Annotated in this window: 18 protein-coding genes; 8 read left to right on the forward strand and 10 right to left on the reverse strand. The window is 41.0% G+C overall.

Annotation, left to right across the window (positions count from 1 at the left end; all coding sequences use genetic code 11):
• Positions 1-9: 9 nt before the first annotated feature.
• Genes cobA through LEP1GSC185_RS03905 form a run of 4 tightly spaced genes read right to left on the reverse strand, consistent with a single transcriptional unit; the run spans position 10 to position 4,922 of the window.
• Positions 10-780, reverse strand: a complete 771-nt coding sequence (gene cobA / locus LEP1GSC185_RS03890) for a uroporphyrinogen-III C-methyltransferase (RefSeq protein WP_008594152.1) — start codon at positions 778-780, stop codon at positions 10-12.
• Between the two features lie 4 nt (positions 781-784).
• A complete protein-coding gene (nirD, locus tag LEP1GSC185_RS03895) occupies positions 785-1,150 on the reverse strand; it encodes a nitrite reductase small subunit NirD (protein WP_008593915.1) in 366 nt (121 codons plus the stop codon).
• A gap of 9 nt (positions 1,151-1,159) precedes the next feature.
• Entirely contained in the window at positions 1,160-3,673 is a 2,514-nt protein-coding gene (nirB, locus tag LEP1GSC185_RS03900) for a nitrite reductase large subunit NirB (RefSeq protein ID WP_008595241.1), read from the reverse strand.
• Between the two features lie 34 nt (positions 3,674-3,707).
• Positions 3,708-4,922, reverse strand: a complete 1,215-nt coding sequence (locus LEP1GSC185_RS03905) for a nitrate/nitrite transporter (RefSeq protein WP_008593474.1) — start codon at positions 4,920-4,922, stop codon at positions 3,708-3,710.
• 314 nt (positions 4,923-5,236) lie between these two features.
• Here LEP1GSC185_RS03905 and LEP1GSC185_RS03910 point away from each other — a divergent pair, with 314 nt between their 5' ends.
• Complete coding sequence (locus tag LEP1GSC185_RS03910) at positions 5,237-8,773, forward strand: nitrate reductase (protein WP_008596201.1); 3,537 nt, start codon at positions 5,237-5,239, stop codon at positions 8,771-8,773.
• A 31-nt stretch (positions 8,774-8,804) separates the two neighbouring features.
• On the opposite strand, the gene LEP1GSC185_RS20005 is transcribed toward LEP1GSC185_RS03910, so the two are convergent.
• From LEP1GSC185_RS20005 to LEP1GSC185_RS03940, 6 genes are all read right to left on the reverse strand, one after another.
• The gene (locus tag LEP1GSC185_RS20005) at positions 8,805-8,981 is read right to left on the reverse strand and encodes a hypothetical protein (RefSeq protein ID WP_008594117.1); all 177 of its coding nucleotides are present in this window, start codon (positions 8,979-8,981) and stop codon (positions 8,805-8,807) included.
• Between the two features lie 244 nt (positions 8,982-9,225).
• A complete protein-coding gene (locus LEP1GSC185_RS03920; protein WP_008593886.1) occupies positions 9,226-9,639 on the reverse strand; it encodes a nucleoside-diphosphate kinase in 414 nt (137 codons plus the stop codon).
• Positions 9,640-9,652: 13 nt separating this feature from the next.
• A complete protein-coding gene (gene coaD, locus LEP1GSC185_RS03925) occupies positions 9,653-10,138 on the reverse strand; it encodes a pantetheine-phosphate adenylyltransferase (RefSeq protein WP_008594744.1) in 486 nt (161 codons plus the stop codon).
• Positions 10,135-11,346, reverse strand: a complete 1,212-nt coding sequence (locus tag LEP1GSC185_RS03930; protein WP_008593880.1) for an argininosuccinate synthase — start codon at positions 11,344-11,346, stop codon at positions 10,135-10,137. Before LEP1GSC185_RS03930 ends, coaD begins: the two co-directional genes overlap by 4 nt.
• Before the next feature lie 88 nt (positions 11,347-11,434).
• Positions 11,435-13,015, reverse strand: a complete 1,581-nt coding sequence (locus LEP1GSC185_RS03935) for a DUF2779 domain-containing protein (protein WP_008594359.1) — start codon at positions 13,013-13,015, stop codon at positions 11,435-11,437.
• Between the two features lie 48 nt (positions 13,016-13,063).
• Complete coding sequence (locus LEP1GSC185_RS03940; protein ID WP_008594001.1) at positions 13,064-14,221, reverse strand: ACP S-malonyltransferase; 1,158 nt, start codon at positions 14,219-14,221, stop codon at positions 13,064-13,066.
• 276 nt (positions 14,222-14,497) lie between these two features.
• Between LEP1GSC185_RS03940 and LEP1GSC185_RS03945 the strand changes: the two genes are divergently transcribed.
• Genes LEP1GSC185_RS03945 through pheS form a run of 7 tightly spaced genes read left to right on the forward strand, consistent with a single transcriptional unit; the run spans position 14,498 to position 22,246 of the window.
• Positions 14,498-15,430: an ABC transporter ATP-binding protein gene (locus LEP1GSC185_RS03945; protein ID WP_008594697.1), complete on the forward strand. Its 933-nt coding sequence runs from the start codon at positions 14,498-14,500 to the stop codon at positions 15,428-15,430.
• Between the two features lie 3 nt (positions 15,431-15,433).
• Positions 15,434-16,162, forward strand: a complete 729-nt coding sequence (locus tag LEP1GSC185_RS03950; RefSeq protein WP_008595765.1) for an ABC transporter permease — start codon at positions 15,434-15,436, stop codon at positions 16,160-16,162.
• Complete coding sequence (locus tag LEP1GSC185_RS03955; RefSeq protein ID WP_008593676.1) at positions 16,159-18,096, forward strand: motility-associated ABC transporter substrate-binding family protein; 1,938 nt, start codon at positions 16,159-16,161, stop codon at positions 18,094-18,096. The genes LEP1GSC185_RS03950 and LEP1GSC185_RS03955 overlap by 4 nt, the downstream gene beginning before the upstream one ends.
• Positions 18,086-19,198 (forward strand): DUF4340 domain-containing protein, encoded by a 1,113-nt coding sequence (locus tag LEP1GSC185_RS03960; RefSeq protein WP_008594769.1) that lies wholly within the window; start codon positions 18,086-18,088, stop codon positions 19,196-19,198. The genes LEP1GSC185_RS03955 and LEP1GSC185_RS03960 overlap by 11 nt, the downstream gene beginning before the upstream one ends.
• Positions 19,198-19,827, forward strand: a complete 630-nt coding sequence (locus LEP1GSC185_RS03965; RefSeq protein ID WP_008593756.1) for a hypothetical protein — start codon at positions 19,198-19,200, stop codon at positions 19,825-19,827. The genes LEP1GSC185_RS03960 and LEP1GSC185_RS03965 overlap by 1 nt, the downstream gene beginning before the upstream one ends.
• Positions 19,824-21,224: a UDP-N-acetylmuramate--L-alanine ligase gene (locus LEP1GSC185_RS03970; RefSeq protein ID WP_008594831.1), complete on the forward strand. Its 1,401-nt coding sequence runs from the start codon at positions 19,824-19,826 to the stop codon at positions 21,222-21,224. The genes LEP1GSC185_RS03965 and LEP1GSC185_RS03970 overlap by 4 nt, the downstream gene beginning before the upstream one ends.
• Positions 21,221-22,246 carry a phenylalanine--tRNA ligase subunit alpha gene (pheS, locus tag LEP1GSC185_RS03975; protein WP_008594025.1) on the forward strand — a complete coding sequence of 342 codons (1,026 nt, stop codon included), beginning with the start codon at positions 21,221-21,223 and terminating at the stop codon, positions 22,244-22,246. Before LEP1GSC185_RS03970 ends, pheS begins: the two co-directional genes overlap by 4 nt.

Consider the following 22,246-nt stretch of genomic DNA (forward strand, 5'->3'; position numbering starts at 1 on the left):
GAAAATCCATTAACAGTAGGAGATCCTATCTTCTTCCTTCAATCTTTGCAGTTCTGTATAAAAATTCACGATTTCCCCGAAGATCAAAAGTGCAGGAGTTTTGATCTGAAATTCGTCCGCTTTCTCTAGACAAGTATCCAGATTTGCTAAAACCAATCTTTGGTTGGGAAGGGTAGCGTTTTCGATGAATACCATAGGGGTAGAGCCGGAGTTTCCCGATTCCAATAAATTTTCTCTGATACTTTCTAAACTGTTCAGTCCCATGTAGACCAAAACTGTTTTACCTTCTAAGCTTAAGTTCTCAAAACTTTCCGGATTTTTGCCGGTCTTTTTATGACCGGATAAGAATAGGATCTCTCTAGCATATTCTCTATGAGTGAGCGGAATTCCTAAACTAGAGGCAGCTCCGGAAGCGGTTGTGACTCCTGCTAAAATTTCACATTCAATTCCTAAGGAAGCTAGATATTCTATTTCTTCTCCCGCTCTTCCATAAATGGAAGGATCTCCGCCTTTTAAACGAACTATATTAGAATATTGTTTAGCGTATTCTCCTAATTTTTGATTGATCTCGGTTTGAAGGCAACTATGTTGTCCGATCCTTTTTCCCACGTATTCCAAGACCGCGGATTTTTTACAGTATTTCAAAACTCCTGCGGAAACCAAATCGTCGTATAAAACAACATCAGCTTTTCTTAATAGTTTTACTGCACGAACTGTGAGAAGATCCGGATTTCCCGGACCTGCACCTACTAGATATACTTTTCCCGCGGAAGAATTCATTATCTTAACCCTGATTCCCCGGAGTTTCGATACCGATATAAACGGTTCCGTCCTCGATATGGACCGGATATGTTTTTACGGAATATTCTTCTCCGCTGATACAAGCGCCGGTCCTAAGCGAGAACGATTTTTTATGCATTGGACATGCGACTTTAGGTTCTCCTTGAGAATCACCTATCATTCCTCTAGAAAGGACCATGTCTCCCGTATGAGGACATTTGTTTTCGCATGCAAACCATTCATTTCTAGAACTGAAATGAAAGATCGCGATTTGTTCTCCGTAAACTTTGGCGCAGACTCCACCGTCATCCGGAAATTCACTAACGGTACTTACGGGTATCCAAACAGGTTCTTTTGCGGTTGTGTTCATTTTTATCTCCTAGTTCGAAACCAATTCTTTTTTAGGCCAATCGACGGGACGTTTTTGTCCTCTTTCTTCGATGAAACGTACCGTAGGGTCTGAATCCTCGCTGTTTACGAAATGTTTATATTTTTTTTGTTTTTCAGGATCATCTACTACATCTTTCCATTCGCAAACATATGTCCCGACAAGATTGTTCATCTCTTCTTCCAGATCTTTGTTGATCCCAAGTCTATCGTTAATGATCACATCTTTCAGATATTCTATCCCGCCTTCTAATTGTTCTAACCAAGCAGATGTTCTTACAAGTTTGTCGGCGGTCCTGATATAGAACATCATGAACCTATCAATGTATTTAACGCAGGTCTCTTCATCCAAGTCTGCTGCGAGAAGGATTGCATGTTTAGGATTCACTCCTCCATTTCCTCCGACATAAAGGTTCCACCCTTTTTCAGTGGCGATGATGCCAAAGTCTTTGCCTCTTGCTTCTGCACATTCTCTGATACAACCTGAGACTGCCGATTTTAGTTTATGAGGAGCACGAATTCCTCTGTATCTTTCTTCGATATGAATTGCAAATGCAGTACTGTCTTGTACTCCGTATCTACACCAAGTGGAACCAACACAACTTTTAACTGTTCGCATTGCTTTACCGTAAGCATGTCCACTTTCGAAACCTTCTTCCACTAAATCTTTCCAGATGTCAGGAAGCTGTTCCATTCTTGCGCCAAGTAGATCTATTCTTTGGCCGCCGGTAATCTTACAGTAAAGATCGTACTTCTTAGCGATCTGACCGATAACGATCAACTTATCCGGAGTGATCTCTCCACCAGGAATACGCGGAACAACGGAGTAAGTTCCACCTCTTTGGATGTTTGCAAGATACTTATCGTTAGTATCTTGTATCTCTCTATGTTTTTGGATCGGTTCGTTGTAAATACTCGCGATGATAGAAGCTACAGCGGGCTTACAAACTTCGCAGCCGTTCCCCATTCCATGAATGCGGATCATTTCTTCGAAGCTGCGGATCCCTTTTACTTTTGCGATCTGGAACAATTCTTGTCTTGAATATTTAAAGTGTTCACAAACATGCTCAGTCACTACTTTGCCTTGTGCACGAAGTTCTTCCTTCAAGATAGAGTTCATCTGAGGAATACAACCACCACAACCTGTTCCGGCCTTAGTACATTCGTTCAAACCTTTTAGGTCGGAACAAGAGCCGGAGCGGATCGCATCTAAAAGATCTCCTTTAGAAACGTTATTACAAGAACAGATCTTTGCATCGTCCGGAAGGGAACCGAATGCGGAGCCTTCTTCTGAAGGAGTTCCGACAATTAAGGATTCAGGCTCAGAAGGAAGTTCTACGTTATTTAAGTAAAGAGTGAGAAGATTAGAATATGCATCCGCATCTCCTACGAGTATTCCTCCTTTGAGTTTTTTACCGTCGGTAGAAAGAACTAATTTTTTATACACACCTGTTCTAGGATTCGTGTAAGCGATTGGAAGATGTTCTGTTTGCCCTAACGCATCTCCGAAAGAAGCGACATCTACTCCGATCAGTTTTAGTTTTGTAGAAAGATCGGAGCCTGCATAAGATTTAGTTTTTTGACCGGGACTGCAAAGATTATAAGCTAGAATCTCCGCCATTTCGTAACCTGGTGCGACAAGTCCATAGATCATTCCTTTATGAAGCGCAACTTCCCCGATTGCGTATACTCCGTAGACGTTCGTTCTTAACTCATCGTCTACGATGATCCCGCCTCTTTGCCCGACCTCTATTCCGGAATTTTTTGCTAGTCCATCTCTGGGCCGGATACCCGCGGAGACAATCAACATCTCCACTTCTAAAACGGAACCATCTACGAATTCTAAGCCTTGAAAGCTAAATTCACCTAATGCCTGTTTGGTTTCTTTATTTAGATGAATACGAACGCCTAAGGATTCAATCTTGGATTTTAGAACGGAAGAAGCCGCCTCATCCAATTGTCTAGGCATCAAGCGCGACGCGAATTCCACTACATGGCTTTCTTTTCCCATGTCTAAAACCGCCTTGGCAGCTTCTAAACCTAACAAACCGCCGCCAAGTACCGCTACTTTGGAAACTTGTTTAGCATAAGACATGATCTTTTCTAAATCTTCGATCGTACGATAAACAAAGACTCCTTGTTTATCCACGCCTTCAAAATTCGGAACGAAAGCGGAAGAGCCGGTAGCAATCACCAATTCATCAAAAGGTAATTCAGTTCCGGCAGAAGTAGTCACCTTTCTGGAAACTGTGTCCACTGAGATGGCAGGCTCTGAAAGTAATAAGCGGATACCGTTGGTTCTGTACCAATCGGAAGGAGAAAGATAAAGAGAATCTGCGGATCTATTCGTAAAATATTCGGAAAGATGAACTCGATCGTAAGCTCTTCTAGGTTCTTCTCCCAAAATAGTTACTTCGAATTTTTCAGTACCACCGTACTCTGCGATTTTTTCGGCGAATCTGTGACCCACCATTCCGTTCCCAAGAATTACTAACTTCCGTTTCATTTTTATCTATCTCCTTTCCCTTTTAAGAGCCGGCTTAAGCCGACTCCAATTCTAAGGATTCGTTTTTTCTATTTTTTTCCCAAACATAAGTATTCATCATGAATAGAAGGAAGGCGGATAACGCAACCACCACGGATAATACTACGAATCCGACTGAGAAGGTTCCTGAGATCGCTTTCAAACTTCCTAATAGATTTGGAACGAAGAATCCTCCCAAACCTCCGAATGCTCCGATAAATCCGGTGATGATCCCGATCTCCTTGCTGAATCTAAGTGGAACGAGTTGGAAAACAGAGCCGTTTCCTAAACCTAAGAAGATCATTAAAGTGATGAAGGTCGGAAGTATGATCTCCACGGAAGGCAACCAAGAAACCGCGATCAGACAGGAAGCAACTCCTGCGAATACCGCTAGTAGAACCGTTACTCCTCCGAATTTGTCGGAAAGATATCCACCGATTGGGCGAACTAAACTAGCGCCCAGGATACAATAAGATGTATATAATCCAGTTGTGACTTTATCCACACCGTATTGATCATGAAAGAAAATAGGAAGGAAGCTTGCTATACCTACGAATCCGCCAAACGTTACGCTATACAGCAAACAGAAGAATAAAGCGTCTCTGGACTTGATCGGCACCAAATATTGTTTTAAAGGTTTTTTAGAAATCGTTCCCGGACAATCTTTTGCAAAGAATAAGAAGAATAGGAAAGCAAAAGCTAAAGGAATGAGAGCGATACCGAAAACGGCATGCCATCCGTAGTTCCTAGCAAGATCAGGAGCAAAGAATGTAGCGATCACTGATCCGCTATTCCCTGCGCCTGCGATACCCATCACCAAGCCTTGGTATTCCTTTGGATACCATCTGCTGGCTAAAGGAAGAGCTACTGCGAAACTTGCTCCCGCAGTTCCTAACAACAATCCAACAAGGATAACTTCGGATAGAGTGTGCGCGAATTTCCAACCTAGTAATAGGGTGAACATCGTGACGCCCATTCCACAAAGACCGACGATCTTAGATCCGTAACGATCGGAAAGTAGTCCTAGGGGAATCCTTAATAATGTTCCTCCTAATAAGGGAACGGAAACCAGCATGCCCTTTTGCGCAGGACCCAGTTTGAATTCCTCTGAAATAAAGACGCCTAAAGCGGCAAGCAGCATCCATACCATGAAGCTGAAGTCAAAGTATAGAAAGGAGCTTACGAGCGATGGAAAATGACCGATGGCTACGAATTCACGAAATTTTTTCATTTAAAGCTCTCCGTTAACGAGCAAAGTGCTCACATACAGCTTGTAGCAAAAGTCATGCCAAGTTGAGAGACATGTTTTTGAAAAATATTATATTATGGAAGAATCATATAAAAATTTAGATTGAGGCCTTCTTCTTCGAATTTATCTGTAAAATTCGACCTTAGCAAATTTAAGAATAAAGAACAGAATTGCTAGAATTTATACATATTCTGTACATCATGCTTAATATAAATACGCTTAATTTGAAATAGTTCATTTTCTATTCTGAAACAATGCGAGTTTACGCGAATCCTTTATAAAATTTATATATTGGCATGAAAATTGCTAATAATGGATTTGTGAATACAGAAAATGGATTTCGAAGTACCTGTTCCTATTGTGGGGTCGGATGCGGTGTATTGATTCAGAAAGAGAGCGAGACCAGTTTTACGATACAAGGAGATCCGGATCATCCTGCAAATAAAGGAATGCTCTGTTCCAAAGGAATGAATTTACATCACACCGTTTTGGATAAAAGCGATAGGCTTTTGCATCCGATGGTAAGGAATCCTAAAACGGGAGAATTACAAAAAACCGATTGGGATTCGGCGTTAGGAGAGATTGCTTCTCGTTTTAAGAATCTGATCAAGGAATACGGGCCTGATTCGGTGGGTTTCTATGTTTCCGGACAATTATTGACGGAAGAGTATTATGTGGTGAACAAACTCACCAAAGGTTTTTTAAATACAAATAATATAGATACAAACTCCAGATTATGTATGAGTTCCGCAGTTGTGGGATATAAGATGTCCTTGGGTGAGGACAGCGTTCCTATCTCCTACGATGATATAGAAATTGCAGATTGTTTTTTGATCGCCGGCGCAAACCCTGCTTGGTGTCATCCGATCCTTTTCAGAAGGATAGAAGCCAGAAAAAATTCGGATCCGAACGTTAAGATCATCGTGGTTGATCCTAGAAAAACGGAAAGTTGTGAGAATGCGGATTTACATCTACAGATCATACCTGGGACCGATATATTATTATTCAATGCGATCGCAAGAGTTCTGATAGAAACAGACTCCTTAGATCCTAATTTTATCAAATCGCATACGGAAGGATTCGAAGAACTAAAAGAAAAAGTATTTTCGATGAGTATGGAAGAATATGCAGACTCTTGTGGAGTTTCAAAGGAGTCCATTCGAGAAGCGGCAAGTTTGATCTCGAATGCAAATGGATTTTTAACTCTATGGGCAATGGGACTTAACCAAAGTGTGGTAGGAGTTAATAAAAATTTAGCATTAATTAATTTGAATCTGATCACAGGAAAGATCGGCAAACCAGGGTCCGGTCCATTTTCCTTAACAGGGCAACCGAACGCCATGGGGGGAAGAGAAGTTGGCGGTTTATGTAATCTTCTTCCTGCACATAGAAATCTTGCGGATGAAAATCATAGAAAGGAAGTGGCGGATTTTTGGGGAGTCGAATCCGTTCGAGATAAGCCCGGCTATTCCGCCACAGAGATGTTCGAAAATTTAAAGAACGGAAAGATGAAAGCGATTTGGATTGTTTGTACGAATCCAACAGTGAGTCTTCCCGACGCAAGAACTGTAGAGGCCGGACTTAGAAATGCAGAATTAGTAGTCGTTCAAGATATTTCGAATCAACATGAATCGATCCCGTTCGCTCATTATGTTCTTCCTGCCGCAGGTTGGACAGAGAAACAAGGCACTATGACCAACTCAGATAGGAGAATAACGTATCTGCCTAAAATTTTCAATCCACCTGGAGATGCAAAGGCGGATACTTGGATACTAACTGAGTTTGCGGAAAAGATGGGGTTCGGTCCTTCTTTTAATTATAAAAATGAAGAAGAAGTTTTTCTAGAACATTGTCTTCTTACTAAGGGTACGAATCTGGACATCGGCGGTTTGGACTATTCTATCTTACAAGAAAGAAGATCCGTGCAATGGCCTTTTCCTTCCAGGGATCATGTTGGAACCCCTCGTTTGTTTTCCGACGGAAAGTTTTATCGTCCAGGCGGAAAAGCAAAAATACATGCGGTAGAACCGGAAGATAATTCCGAAAGAACGAATAAAAATTTTCCGCTTATTTTAACCACAGGAAGGATCAGGGACCAATGGCATACGATGACCCGAACCGGAAAGGTAAGAAAACTTAAAGAACACAAAAGAGAACCATATCTAGAGATCCATCCGATTGATGCAAAAGAAAGAGAAATTATAGAATCTCAGATAGTAGAAGTTAAAAACCAAAGAGGAAGCGTTCGTGTTAGGGCCACGATCACCGAAAGTATACGACAAGGAACTGTATTCTTGCCTATGCATTGGGGACGAAAGAATGGAAACGACGAAGCAAGAGCGAATAATCTCACAAGCTCTAAGTTTGATCCGTTCTCAAAACAACCTGGATTTAAAATTTCTGCTGTAGAAGTCCTTCCTTATAAAAAACCTAAGGAAAAAATACTGATCATAGGCGGAGGCAACGGAACTCTTGCATTCCTCAGAAAGTTTAGAGCAATCTCTCCCGAGGACGAGATCACAGTATTATGCAAGGAAGAACATCCATTCTATAATCGTATTCTCTTACCTGATTTGATTAGCGGAGATAAACAATTCTCACAATTGTCCGCAGTCAGCGAAGAAGAGATCGGAACCTGGAATATAGAAGTTAAACCTTCTATTTCCGTTTCGGAGATCCTACCTGAAGGGAAGAAGGTGAGAGATTCCCAAGGTAACACGTATTCTTATAATAAACTGATTATTGCAACCGGTAGTAGACCTTCCATCCCTAAATATATCCCAGAGAAGATGTTAGGTATTTTCAGTCTTCGTTCAAAAAATGATGCGGATCGTATCAAAGGATTTTTCGTTCCGAACACTCATGCGTTGATAGTGGGAGGCGGACTACTTGGTTTGGAGCTTGCAGCCGCATTAAGAACTTTGCATGTGAATGTAACCGTTCTCGTAAGAACGGATCGATTGATGTCCAAACAATTGGATGAGATCTCCGGAGAAATTTTAAGAAGAGAAGTGGAAGCCAGAGGGATCCAGATCTTATTCGATACCGAAATTTCTAAAGTATACGGAACGGAAAGACTGGAAAGTGTTAAGTTCAGAGACGGTTCCAGCATTCGACCGGACGGGATCGTATTTGCAGTAGGTACAGTCCCGAATTTGGAATTAGCGAAAGAAGCAGGGATCGATTGTAAGTCCGGTATTTTGGTGAACGACTTCTTGCAGTCCAGCGATCCGGATATTTACGCAATCGGAGAAGTCGCTGAACATTCTACCGGAATGTATGGAACTGTTGCAGCTACGGAAGAGCAAGCTGAGTTTGCCGCTTGGCATATATATGGATATAAGATAGGTTCTTATTCAGGATCCATGCATTCAAATCTTCTAAAGATACCCGGATTGGAATTGGTTTCCTTGAGATTGCCCGATGTTCCGATGGACGAGGCTGGCCCTGAATACGAAGAGATAGTATTCTTCGACAAAAGAAAACGCCGTTATAAAAAATGTATCATTAAAGGAGATCGTTTGGTGGGAGCGATCTTAGTGGGAGACAAGTCCGAGTATTCAGAATTTAAGGCGATGATCTCTTCCGGTATCGAGCTTGGAGATAAGAGGGATAGACTTTTGACTGGATCTTCTCCCCTGAAACCTCCAATAGGTGCTTTGGTCTGCTCTTGTAATGGAGTAGGAAAAGGTAATATAGAAGAGGAGATCCGAAATGGCGCCTGCGAGCTTAAGACAATTTCAGAGAAGACTGGCGCGGGAACAGGTTGTGGAAGTTGTAGGCCTGAAATATCGAAAATTTTAAGAGAGTCCGGCGCAGTTGCCCCGGCTTAATAACTTTCAATACATAGGACAAAGGATTAGATTATTCTATATCCAGATCTATATCGGGTTTATCCCCAATAAAATCGTCTTGGGAGTAGATTACTTCCAAAACGTCGTCCATCCAATCAGGGGCGCCGTCGAACAAAGTGTCCTTTGTTCTGTATTTTTCTATGATACGGCTGTGTTTGATGATTTGCTCTTTGGTAGCTGCGTTCATATTATTAGCTTCGGTCGAAACGGTGGTTTTATTTCGCCTACGTAGGAAAAATAGAGAAAGATATTTCCAAAAAGTACAAGAAAAATTCGTTATAATCCGGATTTTTTTCTCCGACAAAGAACGTCGGTAAGATGAGTTCTTTATATAGAACGAATGTTAGGCTGTAGTATATTAGAAGATAATAATAAAAAACCCGGTGGTCTTTTTAGGGACACCGGGTCTATAAAAGGAAAGATCGGTTCTATTAGAACAGTTCGTTTCCTTTGAAGAAGAAGCTGATCTCTAATGCAGCGTTATCATCCGAGTCTGAACCATGCACTGCGTTTGCTTCTTTGCTTTCCGCGAATAGAGCTCTGATAGTGCCTGCAGCAGCTTCTTTAGGATCGGTTGCTCCGATTACATCTCTCCAATGCTGGACCGCATTATCTCTCTCTAGAGCGGCAGCGACGATAGGTCCGGAAGACATATAGCTGCAAAGGTCGTTATAGAAAGGACGAGCGGAATGGACTTTATAGAATTGTTTTGCGTCTTCCAGAGAAAGTTTAAGATATTTTAGTCCTAAAATTTTGAATCCTTCTTTTTCGATCCTTTGTAGGATGTCGCCGACATGTTTGTTTTTTACTCCGTCGGGTTTGATCATGATAAATGTTCTAGCCATTTTTATTCCTTAGTTACTTGTGGTATAATTTTTTAAGTAATGCTTTGCTGACGTGGTCCGGCACTTGAGCCGAAACATCCCTTCCGTGTCTTGCAACTTCTTTTACGATCGTAGAGGATACGAAAGAATAGTCGTTGGAGGACATTAGGAAGATTGTCTCCACTTCGGGAGCGAGCTTCTTATTCATTAGAGAAATCGCATATTCGTAATCGAAGTCGGTGACTGCTCTAAGTCCTCTGATGATACTTTTAGCCCCTCTCTTTTTGCAATAGTCCACTGTCAGTCCTTCGAAAGTGTCTATTTCCAGATTATCCCAACCTTTGGTTGCTTCTCTGATGAATTCTATTCTTTCTTCGATCGAAAAAAGAAGACTCTTATTGGAGTTTACCGCCACTCCTACGATCACTTTATCGAACAGACCGACTGACCTATGGAGAATGTCCAAATGCCCTCTAGTCAAAGGATCGAAGGAGCCGGGATAAACAGCAATTCTTGTCATTTTCTACGCAACCTTGCGGCTTCTTTTGCAGGCAATCCGTATAAGTTGATAAAACCTTCGGCATCTTTTTGGTTGTACAGTTCTTCTTTTTCAAAAGTTGCCATCTCCGGATTGTATAGTGAAACGGAGGATTTTCTTCCTACAATAATGCAGTTTCCTTTATATAGTTTCACTTTTACTGTTCCGGTCACAAATCTTTGTGTTTCAGAAATGAATGCTCTAACTGCAGCCATTCTGGAAGAGAACCAATGTCCATTATAGATTAACTCTGCAAATTCCGCGGATAATTTATCTTTATGATGTTGTGTGTCTCTGTCGATTGTGATGGATTCCAAGTCTCTGTGTGCATGGAATAGGATTGTTCCGCCCGGAGTTTCGTATACTCCTCTGGATTTAATTCCCACAAGTCTGTTCTCTACTATGTCCACTCTTCCGATCCCGTGCTTTCCGCCGATCGTATTTAGAGTGTCCACTACCTGGTACGGATCCATTTTTTTGCCGTTAACCGCGACACAATTTCCCTCAACGAAGTCGAGTTCTACATATTCAGGAGAATCTGGAGCCTTCTCCGGAGAAACGGTAAGAAGGAACATATCCTCATTCGGTTCTCTATAAGGATCTTCTAATATTCCACCTTCATAAGAGATATGCATTAAGTTCCTGTCCATGGAGTAAGGTTTGGATGCAGTAACCGGGACCGGGATACCTTTGGACTTTGCGTATTCAATAAGGTCGGCTCTTCCTCCGAAGGACCAGGTCCTCCAAGGAGCTATGATCTCTTTTTCGGGAGCTAAAGATTTGAACGCCAATTCGAAACGAACTTGGTCGTTCCCTTTTCCGGTCGCGCCGTGAGCGAACGCATCAGCTCCTTCTTTTTTACCGACTTCCACCATTGCTTTTGCGATCAAGGGTCTTGCTAAGGAAGTTCCGAGTAAGTATCTCATCTCGTAGATTGCATTTCCTTGGATGGCAGGATAGATAAAGTCCCTTGCGAATTCTAGACGAAGATCTTCTATATAAACTTTGGAGGCTCCGGTCTTGATCCCTTTTTCTTCCAGGCCTGTGAGCTCTTCTTTTTGGCCCACGTCTGCGGTAAATGCTACCACTTCGCAACCGTAGGTTTCCTTAAGCCAGGTAAGAATTACGGACGTGTCCAATCCGCCGGAATATGCTAATACGATTTTCTTTATGTTCTTTTGAGCCGCCATTCTAAGGATAGGGAAATCGCTGGACCCCTCCCGACAAGTCGGATTTTGGTTGGAATTTCTATATTAAGAATCGATCCGGAAGGAATTGTTATAATTTTCCTGGCCAGCTTAACTTATCAGCTAAAGCCCTAAGAATGAGAATTAAAGCATAAGTATCCATCTTGCAATAAGCGATTAGGTCGGACTCCACTCTTCTTTTCTCTTGCTCAGATACAATCTCAGTCTTGATCCTTAAGAATTCGGAGTTAGCGATATGACCCGCGTTGATCGTAAGTTCTTTGTAATTCGCACCGGTAAGAACCGGGAGAACCACCTTTAAAGAAGTGGTTCCTTCTTGTGCGGGATGATAATAGTCATAATCCCAAAACGGTTTTGCTAGATCCGAGAAATCATGTTCTATGGATTGGAACCATTCCTTAAACTTCGGATAAGCTTGGACGGATTCTTTCAGACAACGTTTTTCAAAACTATCATTGAATGCAAGAATGGTCCCCCCCGGCTTGATATGGGAAGAAAGTGATTCCAAGATCCCGAGTCTTGGGTCATTATCGTGATCATCCAAATAGATATGTTCTTCCGGTTCTTCATTTAGATCTTTTCGGATTATATGCAAAGAATATAAAAAAGGAACATGCTGAAAGGGATGTGTATCCTTATATACCGGAACCGGGGGATTGATCGTTTCAAAGTCCAAACAATATAAAGGAAATTTTAAATGATTTAGATAAGATAGAAGAGCATCCCTGTCCAAATATTCTTTTCCTGTTTTTACGGCTTCTACTTGTATTCTTTGACGATGGGTAAATTCGGAATCAGGTTCGACTTCGGAGAGGTTTCGAATACCTTGGTTCCAAAGTGTAAGTGTGAGTTCTTTTCCTTCTCTCAGAGTAAATAGGTCTCCAGGAGGAGAATCGGAATAACAGGATTCAGGATGTATACAATTTCTGGGATGCTCGCAATGTTTGGAGAAGGTGATGGAAGGAATTTTATCATTTTCTAATACTTCAAGAAGTTTGTAAGCCTTCTCTTTTGTATCTTCTAAATTTGCTAAAGTTTCCTTGCTACAATCCTTTTTGTGAAACAATCGATCCGGATCTATTTCAGCTCCGGTATACGAATAATCCGAATTTACCGTCCATACTTGGGTAGAACTTACTTTGTATCCCGCTTCTTCCAAAACCATTCTGATAAAAGAAAGTTCCGAGATATGTGTCCTTTTGGCGGAAGAAGACGCTTTGATAATAATGACTTTCCAACCTTCTTCTCCTGGAATTAGAAAGTCGGCCCTTGTATCGAAAAATTTTGTCCTGACACAAGCACCTTTGGTCGGTTGTCGTGAATCCAAATAAGATCTGGTCTTAGCGTCTTTGTATCCGGCATGTTTTGCATCAGGGAATAAATTGCCTGCAATATCTTTAAGTAAGGATTTTTGTTTGGGGGAAATGAACTGATTGGAAATATCGAACTCGGAATGAGGCTCTTTTAGAAATTTCCAAAATTGTAATTCACAATGTTGTCCCGTTTGGAAAGCGGATCTTCCTAAGAGGGGAAGTTCTTTTTCCCTATAGGGAGCAAGAACGTCGAATAAAAGTTTTCGTCTGAGTGATTCCGGAAAGAGAAAAGACAACCGCCGAATCGAGGTTCTTATTAATTTAGGAACCGAATCCATGGCGGAGTCTTTTCTTGTCCGAAGGGAGAATTCCCTAGATCGGAAAGTTTAAGCCAGAAGTACCTTAATGTCTTTCGGGCTGGATGCGCTATAAATTTTGTTCTCAGAAGTTCCCAAGTTTGCTTGGGTTAGTTTTTGAGAAACGACGCTCGGTCCAAAATCGATACCGACTAACTTAGGGGTTTTTACGAAGGTGGTAGTCGCTTTGTCCCAATAAAGAGCTTTGATCAAAACTTCTCTGAATAGAGGTAAGCTGATGTCCGCTTCGTTTTGGTAGTTCCTTCCGTCAAAGATGGAATAAACAGGGATTTTTAGATCGGAACCTTTATAGCTGAATCCAATCCTTTCCATATCTTTTGGAACGGTCTTTTCAGTTTCGTCCATGATAGGGCAATGAAAAGGTGCAGTAGTTCTTAAGTAGACGAATTTTACTTTTTTCTCATCCATCTCCGCTTTGAATTTTTTGCGGAAAGAAAGAAGAGCCTCCGGAGTTCCGGAAACGATATTTGAATCAGGAGTGTTGAATAGAGAAACATAAATCGCTTTTGTTCCGCTCAGTCCAAGTTCCGTATTCGTTTGTTGAACTCTTTCAGAAAGTTCAGCTGCGCTGTAACCGATTACCGCAACCATTGGAGCAGGTTGTTTGTCACCGATCTCTTCGTTACCTTTTAGAACTTCTTCGGAAGGATTATAAACTCCGAAAAGTTCCTGAGCGCGATATCCGAGATAAAGAACGAATTTCAGGAATTTTGCGTATTCTTTGTAGAAGTCTGCGCCTTCTTTTCCGAGCGCGATCAATACTGCCGGAATGATCCCTTGGCTATGGCCGGTTGCTCCTACTGCGTTTGCAATAAGTTCGGAAGTGGCGAAACCTTTATTAACTAAAGAGACGTAATTTGCCGTTTGTGTGAGGAAGATACCTACGATGGAAACGGTAGCGCTGCAGAGATAATTTTCATCCGGAGCAGATTCAGGGTTTTTGATCCAGGATTCGAAATCATATCCTTGGGAGATGATTTCCTTTTTTAAACTAGGAACTTCTTCCGCTAGAGTTTTGAAAGCAGTATCAAATAATTCTTTTAAAGAAGGATCTGTTTCGTAAAGTTTAGAAAGTTCCTTCAACCAAGGAGATCCCTGGCCCCCAAATTGCAAAAATAGTTTATTGCCTTGAGCTTTTGCTTCGTTCAAAAAGTTTGCTACTGCCATACATTGCCTTGTTATAAGTCGTTAGAAGATGCTTTTCTTTCCAGCCTTGGGTTCGCAATTCTTTTTTAAAGAGCTTTTTCGTCCTTAATGGCGTTCGTAAAGAACGACCGTTCCATTGAATATATGATTATTCCCTTGAAATCTCCCAAAACCTTATGGTTCGGTCCTTCTCCGGGAAAATGATTGACCTAGTCGGGTCCGCATGAGGTTATTCTTTCCAAAACCCTTCTAATTAGAAATATCTTCTAATCTCCGGTACACGGGACAGAAAACAATATGATAAAAGTAAGGAATCTTTCCAAATTTTACGGAGAGAAATTGGCCATTGATCGTCTGAATTTCGAACTCAAAGAGGGAGAAATCGTAGGATTGCTTGGTCTTAATGGTGCAGGAAAAACGACTACGATCCGGATACTCACAGGTTACCTGATGGCAACCGACGGATTATGCGAGTTCAACGGACTGAATACATTCGAACATCCTATCGATGTAAAGAAGAAGATCGGTTATCTTCCGGAGACTCCTCCTCTTTATCCGGAATTGACTGTGACTGAATATCTTACTTTTGCAGCTAGGATTAAACAGATCTCAGAAGAGGATATTTCTTCCGAACTGAATAGAGTTTTAAATCTTACCGATCTTACTCAAGTAAAAGATAAGGTGATCGAAACTCTTTCTCTTGGTTTCAGAAAGAGGGTAGGGATCGCTCAGGCTATTTTAGGAAATCCTGAAATTATCATTATGGATGAACCTATATCCGGCTTGGATCCGAAACAAATAGTAGAAATTCGTAATTTAATTCACGGCTTGAAGGAAAAACATACGATCCTTCTTTCCAGTCATATTCTTCCTGAAGTCTACAAAACCTGTAATCGATTCCTCTTCTTACATAAAGGAAGATTGGTTTACCAATGTGATCGCCAGGAATTGGAAAGAGAGATGGAAAATCTTTCCGGTCTGGAAGTGACCTTATCCGGAAAATCCAGATCGGAAACCGAATCTTATCTGAATGGGATTGCGAACAAATCGGGTGCGACATTCAAATTTGTGGGGGAAGATTCGGTAGGTTCTACTTTTCTTGTGAACGCTTCCTCCGAGAGGAAGTTTAAAGAAGAATTATATTCCGGAATTTCTTCCTCCGGTATCCTGCCTGAATTTATTCGTAAGCAGGATGTGACTCTAGAACAAATCTTTATGAACAAGGTTTAATTCATGTTTCGAAATATTAAATGGATCTTCTGGAAAGAAGTCAGGGTATTTTTCGGTACTTATTTGGCTCCTTTGGTTTTAGGCGGGACTGCGTTCTTAAATTCATTATTCGTATTGATACTGAATTTTAACTCAGGTACTAACTACACTGAGACCACAATTATCACTTTCATTTCCTTTATGAGCACGATGCTGATCGCGATGTTGATCGTTGCTATGGGCTCTATCACGGAAGAAAAAAACAGAGGAACGTTGGAGTTCCTATTTACTGCTCCGATTTCGGATCTGGAAATCGTAGTCGGTAAATTCCTGTTCGGAACGTTTGTATGTGCGATCATCGCTATCGCAGTAGATGGACTTTTTCCTCTATTCCTTTATTTTTTCTGGAAAGCTCCTTTGTACATAGTCGCCTCGGGGACCATCGGAGTATTTTTACTCGGATTATTTACTTTTGCCGTGGGATTGTTCGGATCTAGTTTAGGGAAAAACCAAATGATCTCTCTTTTGATCTCGATTGCGATCTTGTTAACACTTTGGGTGATCGGATACTTCTCCCATTTATTCGATGCAGCAACTCGAAGTATTTTGTTCCATTTGCATATATTCACCCACTTTATCAGTTTTTCGAAAGGAGTGCTCCCTTTGAGCAGTACCGTTTTTTTTATCAGCGGAACGATCTTCTTTTTGTATCTGACCGTAAAAGTTTTGGAATCTAGGAGATGGAGAGGATGAGATCAAATCTAATTTCCAGAATTATTTCCTGGGCATCCATCGTATTTTTATTACTCTTCTTCCCTGTTTATGAATCTTTTGCGAGTGCAGGAGTCCGATGGGCGATTTCTATACTAGTAATTTCGGTTATAGCCGGATCAGGATTTTTGTCTTACATAGGTTCCAAAAAAGAAGATAAGGAAATCAACTTACTCATCTCTTCCGGACTAGGCATTCTTTCATTGGGAATTTATTTTCTGAGAGTGTACTTAGAAGATCTTTCTTTGCAAAAAGGAGGAACTGCTCCTGTTTGGATCACAAATTTAAGAGAATTCCTTTTGGTCTTTTTGGTGCTCTTCGTATTAGGAAGCGTATTCTTAGGAATATTAAGAGAATGGGAAAGAAGTTCCTTTGAGAATCAATCAAGCCTTAAAGGAAGAAAACAAAGCTTGGTCCGGGATTTTTTCCTTGGAACAGGGATACTTCTTCTTATTCTAATATTAGCAAATTATATTTCCGTAATGAGAAATCATAATTTCGATCTAAGTTCTAAGGGAGTTCACTCCTTCTCTATCGAAGCTAAAAAGATCTTAAAGGAAATTCCGGAAGGTGCAGAAGTAGACGTAATTGCTTTTTATCCTCGCCCACTGGACAGCACCGCTAGAAATGCGGATGGAAGTTCGTCTCTCGCCCTAAAAAGAATTCGTCCCGATCTAGAAATTTTACTCAGTCAATTGGTGTCTATTCATCCTGGATTCAAAGTAAAATTCATCAATGCTGATGTGGAGCTGGACGAGATTGCCGAATTCGGACAAGTTTCCAATGGAAATATTTTGATACGTTATCGTAAAGCCGGTGCGACGGCTGGGCCGTATCCCGAACAAAAAGTCGGAGTAAAAGACAAGTCAGAGTTGGAAGATCTGGAGAGAAGATTGGTCCAAGCGTTCATGAATGTAACTACCAAAGAACGGAAGGTATACTTCACGGAAGCAAATGGAGAAAGATATTCCCAAACTTTCCAAAATCTTCCGAATGAAAAACTGGTTCGTTTTGCTGATGCATTATCTTTCTTGAATTTTAAGTCCACAGGCATCGGTTTCCAAAATAATTGGCCTCCAAAAATCCCTGATGACGCGGAGTTCTTAGTAATAGCGGGACCAACTGTTCCTTTTTCTCCGGAAGCAAGAGTTTCTATCTTGGATTTTGTATTCAAGAAGAAGGGAAAACTATTCATTACTATCGAACAAAGAGGCGCTGAAAGTTTCGATTGGCTATTAGAAGCCGCCGGATATTCTTTTGTAAAAGGAAATCTTTCCCAAAGCCCAAGCAGGGCTCCCGGTTTGATCTTAACTAAAGCATTCAGAGATCATCCGATCGAAGAATCTCTATCTAAAAAAGATACTGGGATCGTATTCCCTTATGGAGGATACTTCGAGCAGAAACCTCCTACAAATCCTTCGGAGATTAAGTTAGACTCTTCCATCCTTTTGGAAACTGGCGGAGATGTTTATCTGGATAAGAATGGAAATGGAAAGCAAGAGAAGGAAGAAGAGAAAAAGAATCTTCCGATCGCTTTGGTATTAAAAACCAAATCGACTGCTCCGATCATTCCACCTACAGATCCAAATGCACCTCCAGCTTCCTTACCGGAAACAAAATCGGAAGACGAAGGAAGGATAGTGATCTATTCGGGAACTTCTTGGATCACTAATCAGTATATTCCTTATGAGGCGAATTACGAACTCGCAGGCGCTTCTGTGACTTGGATGTATCAAGATGTTAGCCTTCCTGCGATCGCTCCTAAAAAAGAAGAGATCGAAACTGTTTCCTTAACGGACGGGCAGAAAAGAGCGGTTTGGATCTTAGGAATGTTCTTATTCCCTGGGCTGATTGCCGGCCTTGGTTCTATCTATGTGATCAAAAGAAAAAGGGCCGGACAAAAAGATGCGAAATAAACTCTATCTACTCGCCGTAGCAGTTGTTTTACTTTTTCTGGCCTTCTTCCTTTTGGAAAAAACAAAAGAAGATGCAACTGAGATAGAATACTGGAAACTTTCCTTAGATCGTATCGAGTATTATCCTCCCAGTGAACAATGGGTGGAAAGGACCGGAGATAAATTTTATTCTAAACCCTTTACGATCTCAGTAAAGGAAGGGATCAAGAAGGGAGAAAAATTTTTTACGGTCCTGAACAAAGACTCTGAAACCGGAAAGGATATAGAATACGAAGGCGGTTATAATTCCGAGAATACTGTCAGGGATTTCGGAACTTATAGAGTAAAAGGAACGGAAGAAATTTTAGAAGGGATTCAGATCAAGGAATCCTTACAAGTAGGAGAAGATTCTCCTAAGTTGGTTTTTTATTCCGGAAATATTTCCAAAACTTTGAGGATCGGTAAAAAACATTCTTTGGGTTCTACTCGAGTGATCTTGCATGAAGGACCGGTCCGCAATATTCTTACATCTTCTTCTTATCTATTCGATAGATTCCAAAAAGGTCCTCAGGACTTCCGTCAGAAGAGTATCCTGACTTTGAACAAAGAATATGTAAAAGAAATTTCTTATATAGATGAAAATGGGACTTCTATCAAAATAGATAATACACCTTTCGAATCTAATAGTATTAAAAAGAATTTTTGGCGTAGACTTTCCGGAGAGATTATCCTGCTGGAACCGAAGTTGGGAGAGGATCTCTACCGATACATGACCGGTTTGAAGGTAGAAACTTTCCCGGACGACGAGAATGGTGCGGGTTTCGGCATTGGCAATATCCTGGCTCCTAGTGTCGAGAAGTCCGAATTTTCGTTAGCAAGCGTAAAGGTTTTGATTTCAGATGGGAACGAGATCGTTTATCGGTTCCATAAAGAAACAAGCATAGGAGATAAAAAACTGACTCCTGTGATCAGAATTATAAATTCTAATTTTAAAGAACCTCCTGTTTATGTAGTAGCAAATGCGTTTACTCAGATCCAAGCTGCGGCAAAGGCGATCAAAGATGCAAAGGCAATCGTAAAACCTGATAAGTCTAGATCTGGAAATACTTCTCGGAAAAAATAATGTTTTTGATCACACCGAATTCGGAACTCACAGAAGTAGAAAAGTCGAAACTTTCTCTCTTAGAGAAAATTTTCAGGGCTCCAACGGAAGCTTTCGACCTATATCTCAGAAATCCTTCTCTTGGTAGAAAAGAACTATTAAGATTACATTATGCACTTTGGGCGCTCGCTCCGATTTTCAAAATTGCCGGTAACCTGATCAAGATCATTCTGGATCTGGTCTCTGGAGACGAGGTTGATTTTAATCCGTTCTCCGGAGTCGTTACTTCTTTGATCATCTATCCTGTTCTACTTTTGGTAGTGTCGCAGTATGATGTTGTCCGAGTATTTTATAGAAAAGTGGATCGTACAAAAGGCGAGAATTATCCGGCTGCGGATGTCTTGACTCTCGCATTCTTAGCATTCTCCTCTTCTTCCGTGTTTTGGATCTTACCAGGTCCGATCAATTTTGGACTGATAGGGATCTCATTTTTGTATTCCGTATATCTTTCCTTTATAGGAATGAAGAGAGTAAGCGGAGTAGATACTAAGGAAATACTGATATTCTTTCTTTTTGGAACCGCTTATCTTTTAAGTATTTCTTTGATTTTCGTATTCATTTATAATATTATTAGGACTTTATTAAATTGAAAATCCATCTGATAGGGATAGGCGGGATCGCAATGGGAAACCTGGCTTCTATGTTGAGAAGCTTAGGTCACGAAGTTTCCGGCTCCGACGCCGGAGTATATCCTCCAATGTCCGATAAACTCAAGGAGTGGGGGATCCCTTATTCGGAAGGTTTCGATGCCGAGAGAGTCAAGGGTAAAGATCTGATTGTAGTCGGAAACGCCATCTCTCGAGGAAATCCAGAAGTAGAAGAAGTCCTAAATACCGGATTGGAATATGTTTCCATGTCCGCCGCTTTAGAAAGATATATTCTTGCAGGGAAAAAGGTAGTAGTAGTTGCGGGGACTCACGGAAAGACCACGACTACATTCTTAATCCATCATATATTGAAAGAAACAGGACTAAATCCTGGATTGTTCGTAGGTGGAATTCGTAAGGATGGATTTCCCGGTTTCGAGTTTACAAACGGAAATTATTTCGTAATCGAAGGAGATGAGTATGATACCGCATTCTTCGACAAAGCATCTAAGTTCTTACATTATAGACCTACTTATGCAGTATTGAACGCGTTAGATTTTGATCATGCGGATATCTTTAAAGATATAGGTGAGATTGAAACAATGTTCTCCAGATTATTAAGACTTGTGCCCGGGAACGGAAAAGTATATTACTGGGCAGGGGCCGCCAACTTAAAAAGGATTTGTGGAGAAGCATCCAAATTCGTAAAATCGGAAGCATTCGAATTTAATAAAAAAGATTCGATTCTCACATGGAAGAAGGGAGAATTATATAGCGGGCAACGACTTCTTCGTCCCGGATTTTTCGGAAATCATAATTACAGAAACGCAGAAGTCGCTCTCAGGGTCTGCGAAGAGATATTAAATAAAGAGAATGTTCCTAAAGCTAGGGAAAAATTACTAGATGCTTTAGAATCCTTCCCAGGTGTAAAACGTAGACAAGAGATCTTATTCGAGTCTGCGAAAAGTATCCTGATCGAGGATTTCGCCCATCATCCTGTGGCTGTCGAAGAAACGATCCGCTCTGTAAAACAGAGATTTCCTGGCTTTAAGATTATAAGTTTATTCGAGCCAAGAAGCGCCACTTCTCATCGAAACGTTTTTCAAAAGGAATATTCCTTTGCGTTTAAAGGCTCTGCTGTGACCATGATTACCGAAATTTATAATCTCAAAAAGGTCTCCAAGGATAGCCGTTTGGATGTGAAAAAATTGATCCTGAAACTTCCGAAACATTCAGGCACCCTTCCATTTTATTGCAAGGATCCCAAGGATCTGGTCCAGAAAGTTCGGAAAATCCTTCCCCAATTCGAGAAGGATAAAATCCTGATCCTAGCGATGTCCAATGGGGCTTTTGGCGGAATTTATCCTTCTTTGAAGGAACTGGTCGGATCTAGAAAATGAATCTATCGGAAGAATTAGACAAAATTTTTGAAGAAGCAAATCGTCTGATCGGATCTTCCGTAGACGAAGCGGACCTGGACAAAAATAAGAACGAGTATCTTGGTAAAAAAGGAAAACTTACCTCCGTACTCAAAAACTTAGCTTCCTTATCTATCGAAGAAAAAAAAACCGTAGGTCAAAAGGCGAACGATCTTTCAAAAAGTCTGGAAGAGATCGTTTCCAAAACCAGAGAAAATCTCAAAGCCAAAGGTTTTAAAGAGCAATCCGAAAAAGAATGGTTCGATGTCCTTCGTCCTTTGGGAGAGACTGAGCCTGGCACGTTACATCCTATTACAAAAATACAATATGAGATCGAAGACATATTCACTTCTATGGGTTTCGAGATCTGGGATGGACCGGAAGTAGAAACGGACTTCAACAATTTCGGAGCACTGAACTTTACGGACGATCACCCTGCGAGAGATATGCAGGATACTTTTTATTTGGAAAACGGAAGCCTTCTCCGCACCCATACTTCCGCGATCCAAGTTCGTGCATTAAGAAAATTGAAACCTCCATTCAAGATCATTGGACCAGGACGAGTATTCCGTTACGAAGAAGTAGACGCTTCTCATGAAACATCCTTTTATCAAATAGAAGGTATGGTGGTCGGAAAAGACATTTCCGCGGGAAATATGCTCTATACGATGGAAGTCCTACTTTCCAGAGTTTTTGAGAAGGAAGTAAAGACCAGACTTAGACCTGGATTTTTCCCGTTCGTAGAACCTGCATTCGAGTTAGATATCAACTGTCAGGTATGCGGAGGAAGCGGCTGCTCCGTATGTAAACACTCCGGTTGGTTGGAATTGATGCCTTGCGGTTTAGTGCATCCTAACGTTTTCAAATTGAACGGTTTAGATCCGAAAGAATGGACTGGTTTTGCATTCGGATTAGGATTGGATAGGCTGGTAATGATGAAATACGGGATCCACGATATCCGTTATCTTCATTCAGGAAACCTAAGATTCTTAAAACAATTCTAA

The sequence above is a fragment of the Leptospira licerasiae serovar Varillal str. VAR 010 genome (assembly GCF_000244755.1).
GTDB classification, from domain to species: Bacteria; Spirochaetota; Leptospiria; order Leptospirales; family Leptospiraceae; genus Leptospira_B; species Leptospira_B licerasiae.